Raw genomic sequence first — 15,298 nt, forward strand, 5'->3', positions numbered from 1 at the left:
GTTTTCATTAACACTAATTCGCAGGAGCACACATGACCCGGACCAGGCTCATCGCACTGTCCGCCCTGACCGCGCTGACCATCGCCGGCTGCGGGTCGGAAGGCGACTCCGGTCACCAGGCCAAGGTGGTCGCCACCACCAACGTCTGGGGCAGCGTCGCCACCGCGGTGGCCGGCGGGCACGCCGACGTCACGTCGATCCTCACCAACCCCGCCGCCGACCCGCACTCTTACGAGGCCACCCCGGCAGACGCCGCCGCCATCGCCGACGCCACCCTGGTCGTCATCAACGGCGGCGGCTACGACCATTGGGCCGACGACGTGCTTGCGGACCACAAGAATGCCACCACCGTGAACGCCTATTCGCTACTGCCGCACAGCGCCGCAGGTGAGGCCAACGAGCACGTCTTCTACAACATGGCGGTGGCCAAGGCCGTCGCCGCGAAGATCGCCGACGACCTGGCCGGTGCCGACCCCGCGCATGCCGATGCCTACCGCGCCAACGCGACGGAATTCGGCAAGCAGACCGACGCCATCGCGGCCACCGAACGCGCCATCGGCCAGAAGCACCCCGGTGCCGCCGTGGTCGCCACCGAGCCCGTCGCGCACTACCTGCTGGCCGCCGCCGGCGTCACTGACAGCACTCCGCACGGGTTCGCGGCCGCCGCCGAAGACGGCCACGACCCGGCCCCGGCCGACGTGGCCGCGATGCTGGACCTGATCAACGGCCACAAGGTGGACGCGCTGGTGGTGAACAAGCAGACCGAGACGGCCGTGACCAGGCAGCTGCAGGACGCGGCCAACAAGGCCGCGCTGCCCATCGTCGAGGTCACCGAGACGCTGCCCGCCGGACAGGACTTCCTGACCTGGCAGCGCCAGACCGCCGAGGCACTGGCACACCAGTTGGACACCGCACCCGTAGCGGCCCGATAGGCCGGGATAATTTGTAGCCGTGCCTTCCGATCCCTCGTCCGCTACGGCGGTCGCCGAGCTGACCGGTGCGCGGTTGTCATTCGGCGACCGCGTGCTGTGGGACCGATTGGATCTGACGGTCCGCCGCGGCGAGTTCATCGCGGTGCTCGGCCCGAACGGCACCGGCAAGACCTCCCTGCTGAAGGTGCTGCTGCGCCAGCAGCCGTTGACCGCCGGCCGCATGACCACCACCGGCGCCATCGGCTACGTACCGCAACACCGCTCGCTGGACACCGGCCTGACGCTGCGCGGCCGTGATCTGGTCGGCCTCGGCTGCGACGGACACCGCTGGGGTTTCGCCGGACCGCGGAAGCGGGCCCAGCGTCGCGCCGTGGTGACCCAGGCCCTGAGCCAGGTCGACGGAGCCCGGCTGGCCGACGTCCCCGTGGCCGTGATGTCGGGCGGCGAACTGCAACGGGTCCGGATCGCGCAGGCCCTGGCCTCCGACCCCGCGCTGCTGCTGTGCGACGAACCGTTGCTCAACCTCGACCCGGCCAACGCGAAACTCGTGTCGAGCCTCATCGACCAGCGCCGCAAGGACGCCGGCACTGCCGTCCTGTTCGTCACCCACGAGGTCAATCCCGTGCTGCCGTACGTGGACCGGGTGCTGTACCTGGTGGACGGGCGCTTCCGGATCGGCACCGTCGACGAGGTCATGACGTCCGAGACGCTGTCGGCCCTGTACCGCGCCGACATCCAGGTCGCCCGGATCGGCGGTCAGTACGTCGTGGTCGGCCAGGACGGTGCCGGCGTGGACAACTCCGAGCACGCGAGCGGGCACTGCTGTGAATAACTTCTTCAACCCCACGCTGACCGCGGACCTGCTCAGCCGCGACTTCGTCCAGCAGGCCGTGCTCGCCGCGGCGCTGTTGGCGCTTCTGGGCGGACTGATCGGGCCGTTCATCGTGATGCGGCAGATGTCGTTCGCGGTGCACGGGTCCAGCGAGCTGTCGCTGACGGGCGCCGCGTTCGCACTACTGACCGGGCTCAACGTCGGACTCGGCGCTCTGGTCGGAAGTGCCCTGGCGGCAATAGTTTTCGGCATTCTCGGGCAGCGGTCGAGGGAGCGGGACTCGGCCATCGGCGTGGTGCTGGCCTTCGGCCTGGGCCTGGCGGTGTTGTTCATTCACCTGTATCCGGGCCGCACCGGCACCAGTTTCGCGTTGCTCACCGGGCAGATCGTCGGCGTCGGATACTCGGGGCTGACGGTGCTTGCGGTGGTGACGGTGCTGGTGGTCGCGGTCCTCGCGGCCTGCTACCGCCCGCTGCTCTTCGCCACCGCTGACCCGGAAGTGGCTGCGGCCCGCGGGGTTCCGGTGCGGGCGCTGGGGATCGTGTTCGCCACGCTGGTCGGTGTCGCGGCCGCGCAGGGCGTGCAGATCGTCGGGGCGCTGCTGGTGATGTCGCTGTTGATCACGCCCGCCGCCGCGGCGGGCCGGGTGTTCAACTCCCCCGTCACCACCTTGGTGGCCTCGGTGGTCTTCGCCGAGATCGCCGCGGTCGGCGGCATCGTGCTGTCGCTGGCCCCGGGTGTGCCGGTGTCCGTGTTCGTGACGTCGATCTCGTTCGGCATCTACCTGCTGTGCTGGGGCGCCGGGAAGCTCAGTCTCCGGTAGCGCGCTACGCTCGCCCCACTGGGCGTCCCGGCTCGTTGCTCCACTGCGACCACGAGCCGGGGAAGAGCGCCACCTGACGGCCCACCGACGCCAGTGCGGCCACCGCCACCGCGGCGGTGACGCCGGACCCGCAATACACGCCGGACACATCCGGGCCATCGAGATCGGTCCGCACCGTGCCGTCGGCGGCCAGCATGCTCGGCAGATTCACCGCGCCCGGAATGTGCCCGGCCACCGGGTCCATCGGTTCGACGTCCCCACGGAACCGTTCCGGCGCGCGGACGTCGCCCAGCCGCGGACCCAGCGCGGCGGCCTCGTCGGCCGTCAGGGTCGGCATGGCGCCCACGTAGAGGTCCTCATGGGTCACCGTGACGTCGCCAGGCTCCGGTTCGACGTCGCCGCGGTCCAGCGGCCCACCCGAGGCGGTCCACGCCGCCAGCCCACCGTCCAGAATGCGCACGTTCTCGACACCCGCGGCCCGCAGCACCCACCAGGCGCGGGACGAGCCCGCACGGTTCCAGTCGTCATAGATGACGGTCGGCACGCCGTTTCTCATTCCCCAGCGGCGCGCCGCCTCCTGCAATGCCGACCCCGATGGCAACGGATGCCGGCCCCGCCCCGTCACGGTGTGATCCGACAGGTCGTCGTCCAGCGAGACATACACCGCGTCCGGGATGTGCCCGGCCCGGTAGTCGTCGCGGCCGTCGGGCTTGGCCAGCTGCCAGCGCACATCGAGCAGCGTCACGTCGCCCGCGGCGATCAGCTGGGCGAGACCGAAGGCGGTGATCAGAATGTCGTCACGAGTGGACATAGCGGCAAGCCTAGGCTGGCAGACATGTCTGCTGTGGATCTCAATGCCGATCTCGGTGAGAGCTTCGGGGTATGGCAGCTGGGCGACGACGACGCGATGCTCGATCTGGTCACCAGCGCCAACATCGCCTGCGGCTTCCACGCCGGCGATCCCGCCGGGCTGCTGCGGGTGTGTCACGCGGCCGCCGAGCGCGGAGTGCGGATCGGCGCGCAGGTGGGCTACAGCGACCTGGCCGGCTTCGGCCGCCGCTACATCGACGTCGCCCCCGAGGACCTCACCGCCGACGTGATCTACCAGATCGGCGCACTACAGGCCCTCGCGCAAGTCGCCGGGTCGGCCGTCAGCTACGTCAAACCCCATGGCGCCCTGTACAACACGATCGCCACCGACCACGTCCAGGCCCGGGCGGTGGCCGCCGCGGTCCACGCCGTCGACCCGGCACTGCCGGTGCTGGGGCTGGCGGGTTCGGCGTTCTTCGCCGCCGCCGAGGACCTCGGACTGCGCACTGTGCCCGAGGCTTTCGCCGACCGCTCGTACCGCCCAGACGGACAACTGGTGCCGCGCACGCAACGCAATGCGGTGCTGCACAACGTTTCGACCATCGCCGATCGGGTGGCCTCCATGGTGACCGCCGGCCGGGTCGGCGCCGTCGACGGCTCCACCATCAAGATCAGCGTGAAATCGATTTGCGTACACGGCGATTCGCCCGGCGCCGTCGACATCGCCCGCGCGGTCCGCGAACGCCTGACCGCAGAGAACGTACAGATCGAGGCCTTCTGCTGATGCGATTGAAACCAGGCCGGCCCGACCTCGCCTCCTATGCCCATCACTTCGACCAGCCGGCGGCAACCGCCGACTCTCCAGTGACCGTCACCTGGGCCGGCGTCACCACCATGTTGGTCGCCGCGACCGATCCTGCCGGTTCGTCGTCAGCCTTGTTGACCGACGGCTTCTTCTCCCGGCCAAGCCTGCTGTCGGTGGGGCTGGGCCGGTTGAGCCCCGCACTACCACGTATTGATGGCTGCCTGCACCGGCTCGGCATCGACCGACTGGACGCCGTGCTGCCGGTGCACACGCATTTCGACCACGCCATGGACTCCGCGGCGGTCGCCGCGCGTACCGGGGCACAACTCGTGGGTGGCACGTCGGCCGCCTACATCGGCCGCGGCGGCGGCCTCACCGACTCGCAGTTGACAGTCGCCGTGCCTGGTGAGTCGATGACGTTGGGCGCCTTCGACGTAACCCTGTTCACCGGCCACCACTGCCCGCCGGACCGATTCCCCGGCACCATCACCGCGCCCGTGGTGCCCCCGGTGCGAGCGTCGGCCTACAAGTGCGGCGAGGCCTGGTCGACGCTCATCGCGCACCGCGCCAGTGGCCGCAGCCTGCTCGCCGTCGGCAGCGCCGGCTTCGTGCCCGGTGCCCTGGCCGGGCAGCGGGCCGAGGTGGTGTACCTCGGGATCGGGCAGCTCGGGCTGCAGCCCGAGAGGTACCTCGTCGACTACTGGAAGGAGACGGTCCGCATGGTGAATGCGCGGCGCGTCATCTTGACCCATTGGGACGACTTCTTCCGGCCGCTGCACGAGCCGCTGCGCGCTCTGCCCTACGCGGGCGACGACCTGAACGTCTCGATGCGGGTGCTGAGCCGCCTGGCCGACGAAGATGGCCTGCCGCTGCACCTTCCGACGCTCTGGCAACGCGCCGACCCCTGGCTGTGAACACCGCACTACACGAGATCGGCAGGCTGCTGCCGGTCGTCGGATTCCTGGCCGCGGTCCTGGTGCTCGCCAAACTGTGTGACGACGAGGGGCTCTTCCACGCCGCCGGCATCTACATGGCCCGGCACAGCTGGGGCGCCGGACCATCCGCGGCCCGACGGCTGCTGACCACCGTGTTCCTCATCGCAGCCGGGACCACCGCCGTGCTGAGCCTCGATGCCACCGTCGTGCTGCTGACGCCTGTCGTGCTCTCGACCGCACGGACACTGGGCGTGCCGGCGCGACCACACGGCTACGCCGCTGCCCACCTCGCCAACACCGCGTCGCTGCTGCTGCCGGTGTCGAATCTGACCAATCTGCTGGCCTTTTCGACCGCGGGCCTGAGTTTCACCAGGTTCACCGCGGCGATGACGCTGCCCTGGCTCTTGGCCGTCGCGGCCGAATATGTGCTGCTGCGCCTGCTGTTCCGGCGCGAACTGCGGATCGGCGCGGTGGACCGGGAGGCCCCTCCCCCGCCGGAGGTGCCCTACTTCGTGCTGACCGTGCTGGTGCTGACGCTCATCGGCTTCGGTGCGACATCCCTGCTCGGACTGGCTCCGGCGTGGGCGGCCTTCGCCGGTGCCGCAGTGCTCGCGGTTCGGGCGGTCGTGCGCGGCCGCGAGACAGTGATGGGCATCGTGCGGGCGGCCAACGTACCGTTCCTCCTGGCCGTGTTGGCGCTCGGCGTACTGGTGAGCGCGGTACTGGACCTCGGCCTGGGTCGCGCGGTGTCGCAGCTGCTGCCGCACGGCACCACGCTGCCCGCTCTGCTCGGCATCGCTGCCGTGGCGGCAGTGCTGTCGAATCTGATCAACAACCTGCCCGCGGTGCTGGTGCTGTTGCCACTCGTCGCGGCCGGCGGCCCGGTCGCGGTGCTGGCCGTACTCATCGGGGTGAACATCGGCCCCAACCTGACCTATCCTGGATCGCTGTCGAACCTGTTGTGGCGCAACGTGGTCCGAGATGAGGTGCCCGCACCGGCGCGAGAGTTCACCGCCGTCGGCCTGGCGACGGTGCCGGTCACCCTGGTTCTGGCCGTGACGGGATTATGGTTGGGCTGTTCGCTGCTGGGGCTGCGGTGAGCGCGGTTACCTGAACGAGAACAGCAATCGGACATCGCACGTCGATTTGTGGCCCGGCGGCGTTGCCGCCTGACGGACCGGCCGCATCGTAGGCAGGATGGCTGTCGTGGACGTGAGCCGCAGAACGCTGATCGTGGGAGGTACGTCGGCTCTCGTCGGCGCGGGCGTCGGAGCCGCCGCCGGCGGGTACGTCACGACCAAGCGCTCCAGTCCGATGCTGTGGCAGCGCGCCGACGGCAGGGGCGCACCACCGGTCACCGGATTGCACACCCAGTTCGGCGCCGACGCAGCCACCGAGGTCGTGGTGTCCTGGCATACCGCCGCGGCAATCAAGAATCCGCACGTCATGGTGGGCACTCCCGAAGCCGGGGTCGGTACCGCCGTTGCGGCCGAGACAGTCACCTACCGAGATGCGGCTTCCCGCAGCGAGATTCGTATCCACCATGCCCGGTTGACCGGACTCGCACCCGATACCGACTACGTCTACGCCGCCGTGCACGACGGCGCCAGTCCCGAGCTGGGCACAGTGCGTACCGCGCCGCGCGGCCGGGCGCCGATCCGCTTCACCAGCTTCGGCGATCAGTCGACCCCCATGCTGGACGCCAAGGTGGCGGCATCCTTTGGCAGCGACCACGTCGGGTCCCCGGCTGCCGGTGACATCACGACCGCAGTCGAGCGGGTGGCCCCGCTGTTTCACCTGGTCAACGGCGACCTCTGCTACGCCAACCTCGCTCACGACCGGGTCCGTACCTGGTCGGAATGGTTCGAGAACAACACCCGCTCCGCGCGGAATCGACCGTGGATGCCGGCGCCGGGAAATCATGAGAACGAGTTGGGCAACGGCCCGATCGGCTACGGCGCCTACCAGGCCTACTTCGGGTTGCCGGACTCCGGTTCCGATCCCGAACTCCGTGGCCTGTGGTACGCCTTTACCGCGGGCTCGGTTCGCGTGATCATCCTCGCCAACGACGACGTGTGCTACCAGGATGGCGGTAACTCATACGTGCGCGGCTATTCGGGTGGAGCCCAGAAGCGTTGGCTCGAACAAGAACTCGAGCATACCCGGAGCAACAAAGAGATCGACTGGGTTGTGGTGTGCATGCACCAGACGGCGGTTTCCACCGGCAACAAGACCAATGGCGCCGACCTCGGTATCCGGGAGAACTGGCTGCCCCTGTTCGACCGGTTCAACGTCGACCTCGTGGTCTGCGGGCACGAGCACCATTACGAACGCAGCCATGCGATTCGCGGCACCTTACCGACCGACACGCTGACGCCGAATCCGGTTGACGCACAGTCCGGTCCGATCGATACCAGCCGAGGGACGGTACATCTGGTCATCGGCGGCGGTGGCACGTCGATTCCGTCGAACGCGATGCTTTTTCCCGAGCCGCGATGCCGCGTTCTCATGTCCGTGGGAGGGGTGAACCCCAGCACCGGAAGGAAGACGCCGAACTACATCGAGGAAGCGGCGCCGTGGTCCGTCTTCCGGGATCGCGACAATCCCTGCGGCTTCGTGGCTTTCGATGTCGATCCCGGTCAGCCGGGTGGCAACACGTCGATGGCCGCCACCTACTACGCGGTGAACGGTCCGTTCGGCGAGATGACGGCGGTCGACAGATTCACCCTGACGCGGCCCCGCACCGACCGCTAGCGCCTTCTCTGCCGGGCGATCTCGGCCAGCACCACGCCGGCGGCCACCGACGCGTTGAGCGACTCGGTGGGCCCGGCCATCGGGATCGAGACGATGTGGTCGCAGTTCTCCCGCACCAGCCGCGAGAGTCCCTTGCCCTCGGAGCCGACCACGACCACCATCGGTCCGGACGCGTCCAGCTCGTCCAGGGCGGTATCTCCACCCGCGTCCAACCCGACGACCGTCAGCCCGGCATCAGCCCAATCCTTCAGTGTCCGATTGAGATTCGTGGCCCGCGACACCGGCAGCCGAGCAGCGGCACCGGCGCTGGTGCGCCAGGCCACCGCGCTGACCGACGCCGAGCGCCGCTGCGGGATCACCACACCGTGCCCGCCGAACGCCGCGACGGAACGCACGATGGCGCCCAGGTTGCGCGGGTCCGAGATGTTGTCGAGTGCGACCAGCAGCGCCGGGGTGGAGTCAGTGGTCGCGGACTTCAGCAGATCGTCCGGGTGCACGTACTGGTACGGCGGCACCTGCAGCGCGATGCCCTGGTGCATACCATTGCTGGTGATGCGGTCCAGGTCGTGGCGCTGCACCTCGAGGATCGCGATACCGGCATCGGCGGCCCGCGTGACGGATTCGGTCAGCCGCTCATCGGCTTCAGTACCCAGCACCACGTAGAGCGCGGTGGCGGGCACACCGGCCCGCAGGCATTCCACCACCGGGTTACGGCCGACCACCACCTCGACGTCGTCGGTCTTCTTGTGCCGCCCCTGATTCGAGCGCGCCGTCTTCGCGGCCTGCTTGTAGGCCTTGTGGTTGGGCCGCTGGCTCGCGGGCGGCGTCGCACCTCGGCCCTCGAGGCCCCGGCGGCGCTGGCCACCCGAACCCACCGTCGGGCCCTTCTTTGTGCCCTCTTTACGAATTGCGCCGCGGCGCTGGGAGTTTCCAGCCATCGTCAGGCCCCATCAGTCAAGGCCCATTGCGGGCCGTCAGCGGTATCGGTGACTTCGATGCCGGCCAGCTTCAGCTGGTCCCGGATCGCGTCGGCGGCGGCCCAGTCGCGGTTCTCGCGGGCCTCGGTGCGGCTCTTGAGCGCCCACTGCACCAGCGCGTCAACAGCATTCAGCGCTGCCGACGTCTCGTCGCGGGTTTCCCAGCGCTCGTCGAGCGGATCGCAGCCCAGGATGCCCATCATGGCCCGGATCGACGTCGCCGCAGCCATCGCGCCGGCGTGGTCGCCGGAGTCCAGTGCCCGGTTGCCGTCGGCCCGGGCGGCGTGCACCTCGGCCAGCGCCGCGGGCACCGCCAGATCGTCATCCAGTGCGGCGGCGAACTTCTCGGTCCAGGTGCCGACCTCGACGGCACCCACGCGAGTGCGGACCCGGTGCAGGAATTCCTCGATGCCCGTGTACGCATTGGCGGCGTCCTGCAGCGAGTTCTCGGAGAACTCCAGCATGGACCGGTAGTGGGCGCTGCCCAGGTAGTAGCGCAGCTCGGCGGCCCGAACTCGTTGCAGCACAGCCGGAATCGCCAGGACGTTGCCCAGCGACTTGCTCATCTTCTCGCCGCCCATGGTGACCCAGCCGTTGTGCAGCCAGAAGCGCGCGAACTCGTCACCGCAGGCGTTGGCCTGCGCCGTCTCGTTCTCGTGGTGCGGGAAGATCAGGTCCATGCCGCCGGCGTGGATGTCGAATTCGGAGCCCAGGTACTCCTGGCACATGGCCACACACTCGGTGTGCCAGCCGGGGCGGCCCCGGCCCCACGGCGTCGGCCACGACGGCTCACCGGGCTTGGCGCCTTTCCACAGGGTGAAGTCGCGCGGATCACGCTTGCCGGTCGCCACACCCTCGCCCTGGTGCACGTCGTCGATGCGGTGGCCGGAGAGCTTGCCGTAGTCGGGCTGGCTGAGCACGTCGAAGTAGACGTCGCCGTCGGCGGCATAGGCGTGGCCGCGCTCGATCAGCTTCTCGATGACCTCGACCATCTGGGTGATGTGCCCGGTCGCCCGCGGTTCGGCGGACGGCGGCAGGACGCCCAGGGCGTCGTACGCGGCCGTGAACGCGCGCTCGAACGTGGCGGCCCACTCCCACCACGGCCGACCGGCCTCGGCGGCCTTGCCCAGAATCTTGTCGTCGATGTCGGTGACGTTCCGGATGAACGCGACGTCGTAGCCCTTGGCCGTCAGCCAGCGCCGCAGCACGTCGAACGCGACGCCGCTGCGCACATGGCCGATGTGGGGCAGGCCCTGCACGGTTGCGCCACACAGGTAGATGGATGCGTGTCCGGGCCGCACCGGGGTGAAGTCCCGCACGGCACCGGTCATGGTGTCGTAGAGCCGCAGGCCCTCGAGACGGTGTTCGGTCACGACGGGCCAGCTTACCGGCCTAATCGAGCGAGACCACCAGCGCCGTCGCAATCGCGGCCAGACCCTCGCCCCGTCCGGTGAGCCCGAGGCCGTCCGTGGTGGTCGCCGAGACGGAGACAGGAGCGTCCAGAAGCGCCGACAGCACGCGCTGGGCCTCTTCCCTGCGGGGCGCGATTTTGGGGCGATTGCCGATCACCTGGACCGCCGCGTTGCCCACCCGGAAACCGGCAGCGGTAACCAGCGTGGAGATGTGTTTGAGCATGTCGGTGCCCGTCACGCCGCGCCATTCGGGACGATCGGTCCCGAACACGCTACCCAGGTCACCGAGGCCGGCCGCACTCAGCAGAGCATCACAGAGTGCGTGCGCGGCCACGTCGCCGTCGGAATGCCCGGCACAGCCGTCAGCATCGTCGAACGACAAGCACAGCAGCCAACATGGCCGCCCTGCCTCGATGGGATGTACATCGGTACCGAGACCGATACGGAAGTTCACTGCTTCGTTGGGGATGGCGTTCAGGACGCCGCGGCGAGAACCTCGTCCAGGATGGTGGCGGCCTTCGCGTCATCGGTGTTCTCGGCCAGGGCCAGTTCACCGACGAGGATCTGACGAGCCTTGGCCAGCATGCGCTTCTCGCCGGCGGACAGGCCACGCTCCTGGTCGCGACGCCACAGGTCGCGAACGACCTCAGCGACCTTGTTCACATCACCGGAGGCCAGCTTCTCCAGGTTCGCCTTGTAACGGCGAGACCAGTTGGTCGGCTCCTCGGTGTGCGGGGCGCGCAGCACCTGGAACACCTTGTCGAGGCCTTCCTGACCGACCACGTCGCGAACGCCGACGTATTCAGCGTTTTCTGCGGGTACTCGAACGGTCAGATCGCCCTGCGCAACCTTAAGGACGAGATATTCTTTCTGCTCGCCTTTGATGGTCCGGGTTTCAATCGCCTCGATCAATGCTGCACCGTGGTGTGGGTAAACGACGGTGTCTCCGACCTTGAAAATCATCAGATTCGGGCCCCTTTCACATAGCAATGTTAGCACGGGCGCCAGACACCCGGGGATCAACAATGCAGGTCAGGGGCCATGCAGATGCGCGAAAGGGGTTGACAGCGCGGCGTTTACGTGCAGTGGCGAGGGCCACAATAAGGCCGAATTGCGCCCGATTCACGTCCCATTCACCGGTCGTTCGCGGCCGGAAATACGCCCGAACCAGGCCGATAGCGGGCCTCCGCTACCGCCGCCCATCGCCACCTACTACTCTGCATAGTCGAACGCCGGACCAGTCCGGGGAGCACCGCAGGACATAGCTGCAGACATATCCGAGGCCGTCACGCGCATCGCCGCTGGCGCCCAAGCAGGAGGCTTGAGTGAACCGCATGAAATCGCGCACTTCTGCCGTCACGCTGGCCGCCTTCGGGCTGGCCACCGCGGTGACGCTCACCGGCTGCAGCAGCGGCCAGGTCTCACAGAGCGCGAACCAGCTGCCTGCGGTCAACGGCACCGCCACCACCATCGGCAACGAGAAGGCCGGCGTGGACCTGCGCAACGTGTACCTGCGCGCACCCCAGACCCGCGACTTCGTCAAGCCCGGCACCATGGTCGAGCTGCTGTTCGTCGCGACCAACAAGTCGCCCGACAATGCCGACAAGCTCGTCGGCATCAGCTCGGACGCCGGTGAGGTGCTGATCAACGGCGGCACCACGGTGCCCGCGGGCGGCGTCCTGCTGGTCGGCACCCCGGACGGCCAGAAGGAGACCCTGCCGCGGTCCGAGGACGCCACGACCTCCATCGCGATGGTGGCGCTGACCAAGCCCATCAGCAACGGCCTGAACTACAACTTCACGTTCAAGTTCCAGAACGCCGGCGAGAAGACCATCGCCATCCCGATCTCCGCGGGCGACGCTCCGCGGCGCGACGCCGGCGGTGCCGCGCCGGCACCTGCCGGCGGCGAGGGACACCACTAAGCCGCCCTCCGCTGCGCCTGCCGGATTCTGAGTTCCTAACGGATGTCAAGCGATGTGTTGGCTCGTAGGGTGATTGGTGGCGGGCCTGGATGTTGGAGCGCTTGGCGACTCCTGTGACTCCTGGCCCGCCCCTTGGTTGCGGCGGTCGCGCATACGTTGGTGCCGGATGTTGTCTCGGCGGCGCGGCTCAATCTGGTAGCGCTCTTTAACGAGCACGCGGCCCTGAGCTTCGGTGATCGGGGTGCCGTCGATATCGCGTAGGGCGTAGGGCTGGCCGGTGCGCATGCACGTGGTGATCCTGGTGACCAGCAGGGTGGCCAGGTGGCATATCGCGGAGTCGTGGTGGCGGTCGCCGGCCATCAGTCGCTGGTATTTCGCCGCGATTTGCGGGTCGATCTTGCGGGCTTGATCGGCTGCGGTGCAGAGCATTTCGCGCAGCAGCGGGTCGCCGGCCTTGGTGATCGAGGATTCGACCTTGCTCACCCCGGACTGGCTGACCTTGGGGACCAGTCCGGTGTAGGCGCGGACCGCCGCCAGTGAGGTGAATCGGTGCGGATCACCGATCCGCCCAGCGATCACGGCGCTGATGACCGGTCCGACGCCGGGAGCAGAGGCAACGATGCCATCGGGGTCGGCCTCGGCGTAAAGGTTCGCGACTCGTTCGTCGATCTGCTTGATTTGCCGAGTTAAAAACAGCGCCTGTTCGGCTTCATGTGCGATGTCTTCGGACAATTCCGCGAAGTTCATCCCGTCCGAACCCCACAGCACGAGGGTTTCCTTGGCCGCGGCGATAAGGCCGGCGGCGTGGTCGCTGCGCCACGCGCCACGGGACCGGGCGATCAAGAACCTGCTCAGACGTCCGCGACCCAGCCGGAGCACCGCATGCGGATCGGCGTAACGGGCCAGGAACTCCAACGCCGCGATGCCGTAATTCGAACCGAGCACCGCATACCAATCCGGCCCGAGGAGCTCGACGAGTGCATCGAGTCGGGCGTAGACGGCGACCCGTCGTTTGACCATGGTGGAGCGCTGTTTGACCAAGCGCCGCAACGGGTCTGCTGGTCCCTGGCCGGAATACTCACGCAGGCCTTCGGGATGTAAAAGTGGCAGCCGGGCCAGCAACTCGGAGTCGATCCGATCGTTCTTGGTGTGCTTGGAGTAGTACTTGCGCAGATCCGCTGATTGGGTGGTGGGAACCATCACCACTCGGGCCCCGCGGCGGCGGAACCACTCCGCCACCACGATCCACGCGTTGCGGGTCGGCTCAACCACGACCGTCAGATCACCCGGATCAGCGAGGTTCAGGTCATCCCACAACCGTTCCAGCTCCGCCGGTCGGGTTGAGAACTTGCGGCCACGCCACACCGTGATTCCGTCGCGGGCCAGCGTCCCTTGGTGCGCCGCCCGCACTGCCACGTCGATACCCAACGTCAATGCCATCGTCGTTTTGCTCCTGTCAGCCCGATCCTGTCTTCCCAGGTGACTGACCATCGCGGCCACGGCCCAGACATTCTCTAAGCAGGAGTCCCACCCTCAGGCTGGCTCCAAGTTCCCGAACAAGGACACCGCTCGACCAGGCACCGAGCCCGCGGGCGGCCACTCAGACGTCAGGGATCACCGGGTGTCCCGGTCGGTGCCTCGACCTGCCCACGGACTCACTCAAAGGCTAAATGTCGGTGCCTGCGGCTAAGTTCGCCCCATGGCCAGAACCGGTTCGAAAGTACGTTCGCAGTTTCGGTGCTCGGAATGCCAGCACACGACGGCCAAATGGGTGGGCCGCTGCCCCGACTGCGGCACCTGGGGCACGGTCAATGAAGTCGCGGTTCTGAACTCACTGACGCCGGCAACGCACCGGGCCGTCGCACCCGCCTCCCCTGCCGTGCCGATCAGCTCGATCGATCCGGGCACCACCAGGCACTTCCATACCGGGATCAGCGAATTGGACCGCGTGCTGGGCGGCGGGGTGGTGCCGGGGTCGGTGACGCTGCTGGCCGGTGATCCCGGCGTCGGCAAATCGACGCTGCTGCTCGAAGTCGCACACCGCTGGGCCATGTCCGGCCGTCGTGCGCTCTATCTGTCCGGCGAGGAGTCTGCCGGACAGATCCGGCTGCGTGCCGAACGCACCGGCTGCACGCACGACGACGTCTACCTGGCCGCCGAATCCGACCTGCAGACCGCGCTCGGCCACATCGAAGCGGTCCAGCCCACGTTGGTCGTGGTGGATTCGGTGCAGACCATGTCGACCGCCGAGGCCGAAGGCGTCACCGGCGGCGTGACGCAGGTCCGCGCCGTCACCACCGCGCTCACCATGGCCGCCAAAACCACGGGCATCGCCATGGTCCTCGTCGGCCACGTCACCAAGGACGGCGCCATCGCCGGGCCGCGCTCGCTGGAACACCTGGTGGATGTGGTGCTGCACTTCGAAGGCGACCGCGCCTCCGCGTTGCGCATGGTCCGCGGCGTGAAGAACCGCTTCGGCGCGGCCGACGAGGTCGGTTGTTTCATGTTGCACGACAACGGAATCGAATGCGTCGCCGATCCGTCGGGCCTCTTCCTCGACCAGCGGCCGGCTCCGGTGTCCGGCACCGCGGTGACGGTCAGCCTGGACGGCAAGCGGCCACTGATCGGCGAGGTGCAGGCGCTGATCGGCTCACCGTCGGCCGGATCGCCGCGCCGCGCGGTCAGCGGCATCGACTCAGCCCGCGCGGCCATGATCACCGCGGTGCTGGAGAAGCGGGCCCGGCTGCCGGTCGGCACCAACGACATCTACCTGTCCACGGTGGGTGGTATGCGGTTGACCGATCCCTCGTCGGATCTGGCGGTCGCATTGGCCATCGCGTCGGCGTACACCGACCTGCCGCTGCCGGCCACCGCGATCGCCATCGGCGAGGTGGGTCTGGCGGGTGATCTGCGCCGGGTCACCGGCATGGACCGCCGGCTTGCCGAGGCCGCCCGACTCGGCTTCACGACAGCGGTGGTGCCCACCGGAACCGAGTCGCCGTCGCGAGGTCTTCGGGTGCTGCCGGCGGAGAACATCACCGCGGCGTTGCGGGTGTTACGCAAGATCACAGAGAATATGAACCGGACCGGGTAGAG

General features: G+C 68.3%; 14 protein-coding genes and 1 pseudogene. 9 read left to right on the plus strand and 6 right to left on the minus strand.

Annotated elements, in window-relative coordinates; all coding sequences use genetic code 11:
• The first annotated feature begins 32 nt into the window (after positions 1 to 32).
• The 3 genes from G6N59_RS13565 to G6N59_RS13575 are packed head-to-tail and all read left to right on the plus strand — an operon-like array spanning position 33 to position 2,587.
• Entirely contained in the window at positions 33 to 932 is a 900-nt protein-coding gene (locus G6N59_RS13565) for a metal ABC transporter solute-binding protein, Zn/Mn family (protein ID WP_138232782.1), read from the plus strand.
• 19 nt (positions 933 to 951) lie between these two features.
• Positions 952 to 1,764 carry a metal ABC transporter ATP-binding protein gene (locus tag G6N59_RS13570; protein ID WP_138232783.1) on the plus strand — a complete coding sequence of 271 codons (813 nt, stop codon included), beginning with the start codon at positions 952 to 954 and terminating at the stop codon, positions 1,762 to 1,764.
• A complete protein-coding gene (locus G6N59_RS13575; RefSeq protein ID WP_138232784.1) occupies positions 1,757 to 2,587 on the plus strand; it encodes a metal ABC transporter permease in 831 nt (276 codons plus the stop codon). Before G6N59_RS13570 ends, G6N59_RS13575 begins: the two co-directional genes overlap by 8 nt.
• Before the next feature lie 4 nt (positions 2,588 to 2,591).
• Here the strand turns inward: G6N59_RS13575 and G6N59_RS13580 are convergent, their stop codons facing one another.
• Positions 2,592 to 3,398 (minus strand): sulfurtransferase, encoded by an 807-nt coding sequence (locus G6N59_RS13580; RefSeq protein ID WP_138232785.1) that lies wholly within the window; start codon positions 3,396 to 3,398, stop codon positions 2,592 to 2,594.
• A gap of 24 nt (positions 3,399 to 3,422) precedes the next feature.
• On the opposite strand from G6N59_RS13580, the gene G6N59_RS13585 reads away from it, so the two are divergent.
• The 4 genes and pseudogenes from G6N59_RS13585 (at position 3,423) to G6N59_RS13600 (ending at position 7,891) form a co-directional block, all read left to right on the plus strand.
• On the plus strand, positions 3,423 to 4,181 hold the full coding sequence (locus G6N59_RS13585; RefSeq protein WP_138232786.1) for a LamB/YcsF family protein: 759 nt from the start codon (positions 3,423 to 3,425) through the stop codon (positions 4,179 to 4,181).
• Entirely contained in the window at positions 4,181 to 5,116 is a 936-nt protein-coding gene (locus G6N59_RS13590) for an MBL fold metallo-hydrolase (RefSeq protein WP_138232787.1), read from the plus strand. Before G6N59_RS13585 ends, G6N59_RS13590 begins: the two co-directional genes overlap by 1 nt.
• Positions 5,056 to 6,237, plus strand: a pseudogene (locus tag G6N59_RS13595) (SLC13 family permease); the annotation flags it as partial. The gene G6N59_RS13590 and the pseudogene G6N59_RS13595, both read left to right, overlap by 61 nt.
• Positions 6,238 to 6,334: 97 nt before the next feature.
• Positions 6,335 to 7,891, plus strand: a complete 1,557-nt coding sequence (locus tag G6N59_RS13600; protein WP_138232789.1) for a purple acid phosphatase family protein — start codon at positions 6,335 to 6,337, stop codon at positions 7,889 to 7,891.
• Here the strand turns inward: G6N59_RS13600 and rlmB are convergent.
• Genes rlmB through carD form a run of 4 tightly spaced genes read right to left on the minus strand, consistent with a single transcriptional unit; the run spans position 7,888 to position 11,243 of the window.
• A complete protein-coding gene (gene rlmB / locus G6N59_RS13605; protein WP_138232790.1) occupies positions 7,888 to 8,829 on the minus strand; it encodes a 23S rRNA (guanosine(2251)-2'-O)-methyltransferase RlmB in 942 nt (313 codons plus the stop codon). The two genes, G6N59_RS13600 and rlmB, sit on opposite strands and share 4 nt — an antisense overlap.
• A 2-nt stretch (positions 8,830 to 8,831) precedes the next feature.
• Positions 8,832 to 10,241 (minus strand): cysteine--tRNA ligase, encoded by a 1,410-nt coding sequence (gene cysS / locus G6N59_RS13610; protein WP_268815831.1) that lies wholly within the window; start codon positions 10,239 to 10,241, stop codon positions 8,832 to 8,834.
• Positions 10,242 to 10,260: 19 nt separating this feature from the next.
• Positions 10,261 to 10,734, minus strand: coding sequence for a 2-C-methyl-D-erythritol 2,4-cyclodiphosphate synthase (gene ispF / locus G6N59_RS13615; RefSeq protein WP_138232791.1), 474 nt, complete (start codon positions 10,732 to 10,734; stop codon positions 10,261 to 10,263).
• Positions 10,735 to 10,754: 20 nt separating this feature from the next.
• A complete protein-coding gene (gene carD, locus G6N59_RS13620) occupies positions 10,755 to 11,243 on the minus strand; it encodes an RNA polymerase-binding transcription factor CarD (RefSeq protein ID WP_020100886.1) in 489 nt (162 codons plus the stop codon).
• Positions 11,244 to 11,614: 371 nt separating this feature from the next.
• Here carD and G6N59_RS13625 point away from each other — a divergent pair, with 371 nt between their 5' ends.
• Positions 11,615 to 12,202, plus strand: coding sequence for a copper chaperone PCu(A)C domain-containing protein (locus G6N59_RS13625; protein ID WP_179970312.1), 588 nt, complete (start codon positions 11,615 to 11,617; stop codon positions 12,200 to 12,202).
• A 45-nt stretch (positions 12,203 to 12,247) separates the two neighbouring features.
• On the opposite strand, the gene G6N59_RS13630 is transcribed toward G6N59_RS13625, so the two are convergent.
• On the minus strand, positions 12,248 to 13,642 hold the full coding sequence (locus tag G6N59_RS13630) for an IS110 family RNA-guided transposase (RefSeq protein WP_138232793.1): 1,395 nt from the start codon (positions 13,640 to 13,642) through the stop codon (positions 12,248 to 12,250).
• 259 nt (positions 13,643 to 13,901) lie between these two features.
• Between G6N59_RS13630 and radA the strand changes: the two genes are divergently transcribed.
• On the plus strand, positions 13,902 to 15,296 hold the full coding sequence (radA, locus tag G6N59_RS13635; protein WP_138232794.1) for a DNA repair protein RadA: 1,395 nt from the start codon (positions 13,902 to 13,904) through the stop codon (positions 15,294 to 15,296).
• The last annotated feature ends 2 nt before the right edge of the window (positions 15,297 to 15,298 follow it).

It is taken from the genome of Mycolicibacterium aubagnense (assembly GCF_010730955.1).
GTDB classification, from domain to species: Bacteria; Actinomycetota; Actinomycetes; order Mycobacteriales; family Mycobacteriaceae; genus Mycobacterium; species Mycobacterium aubagnense.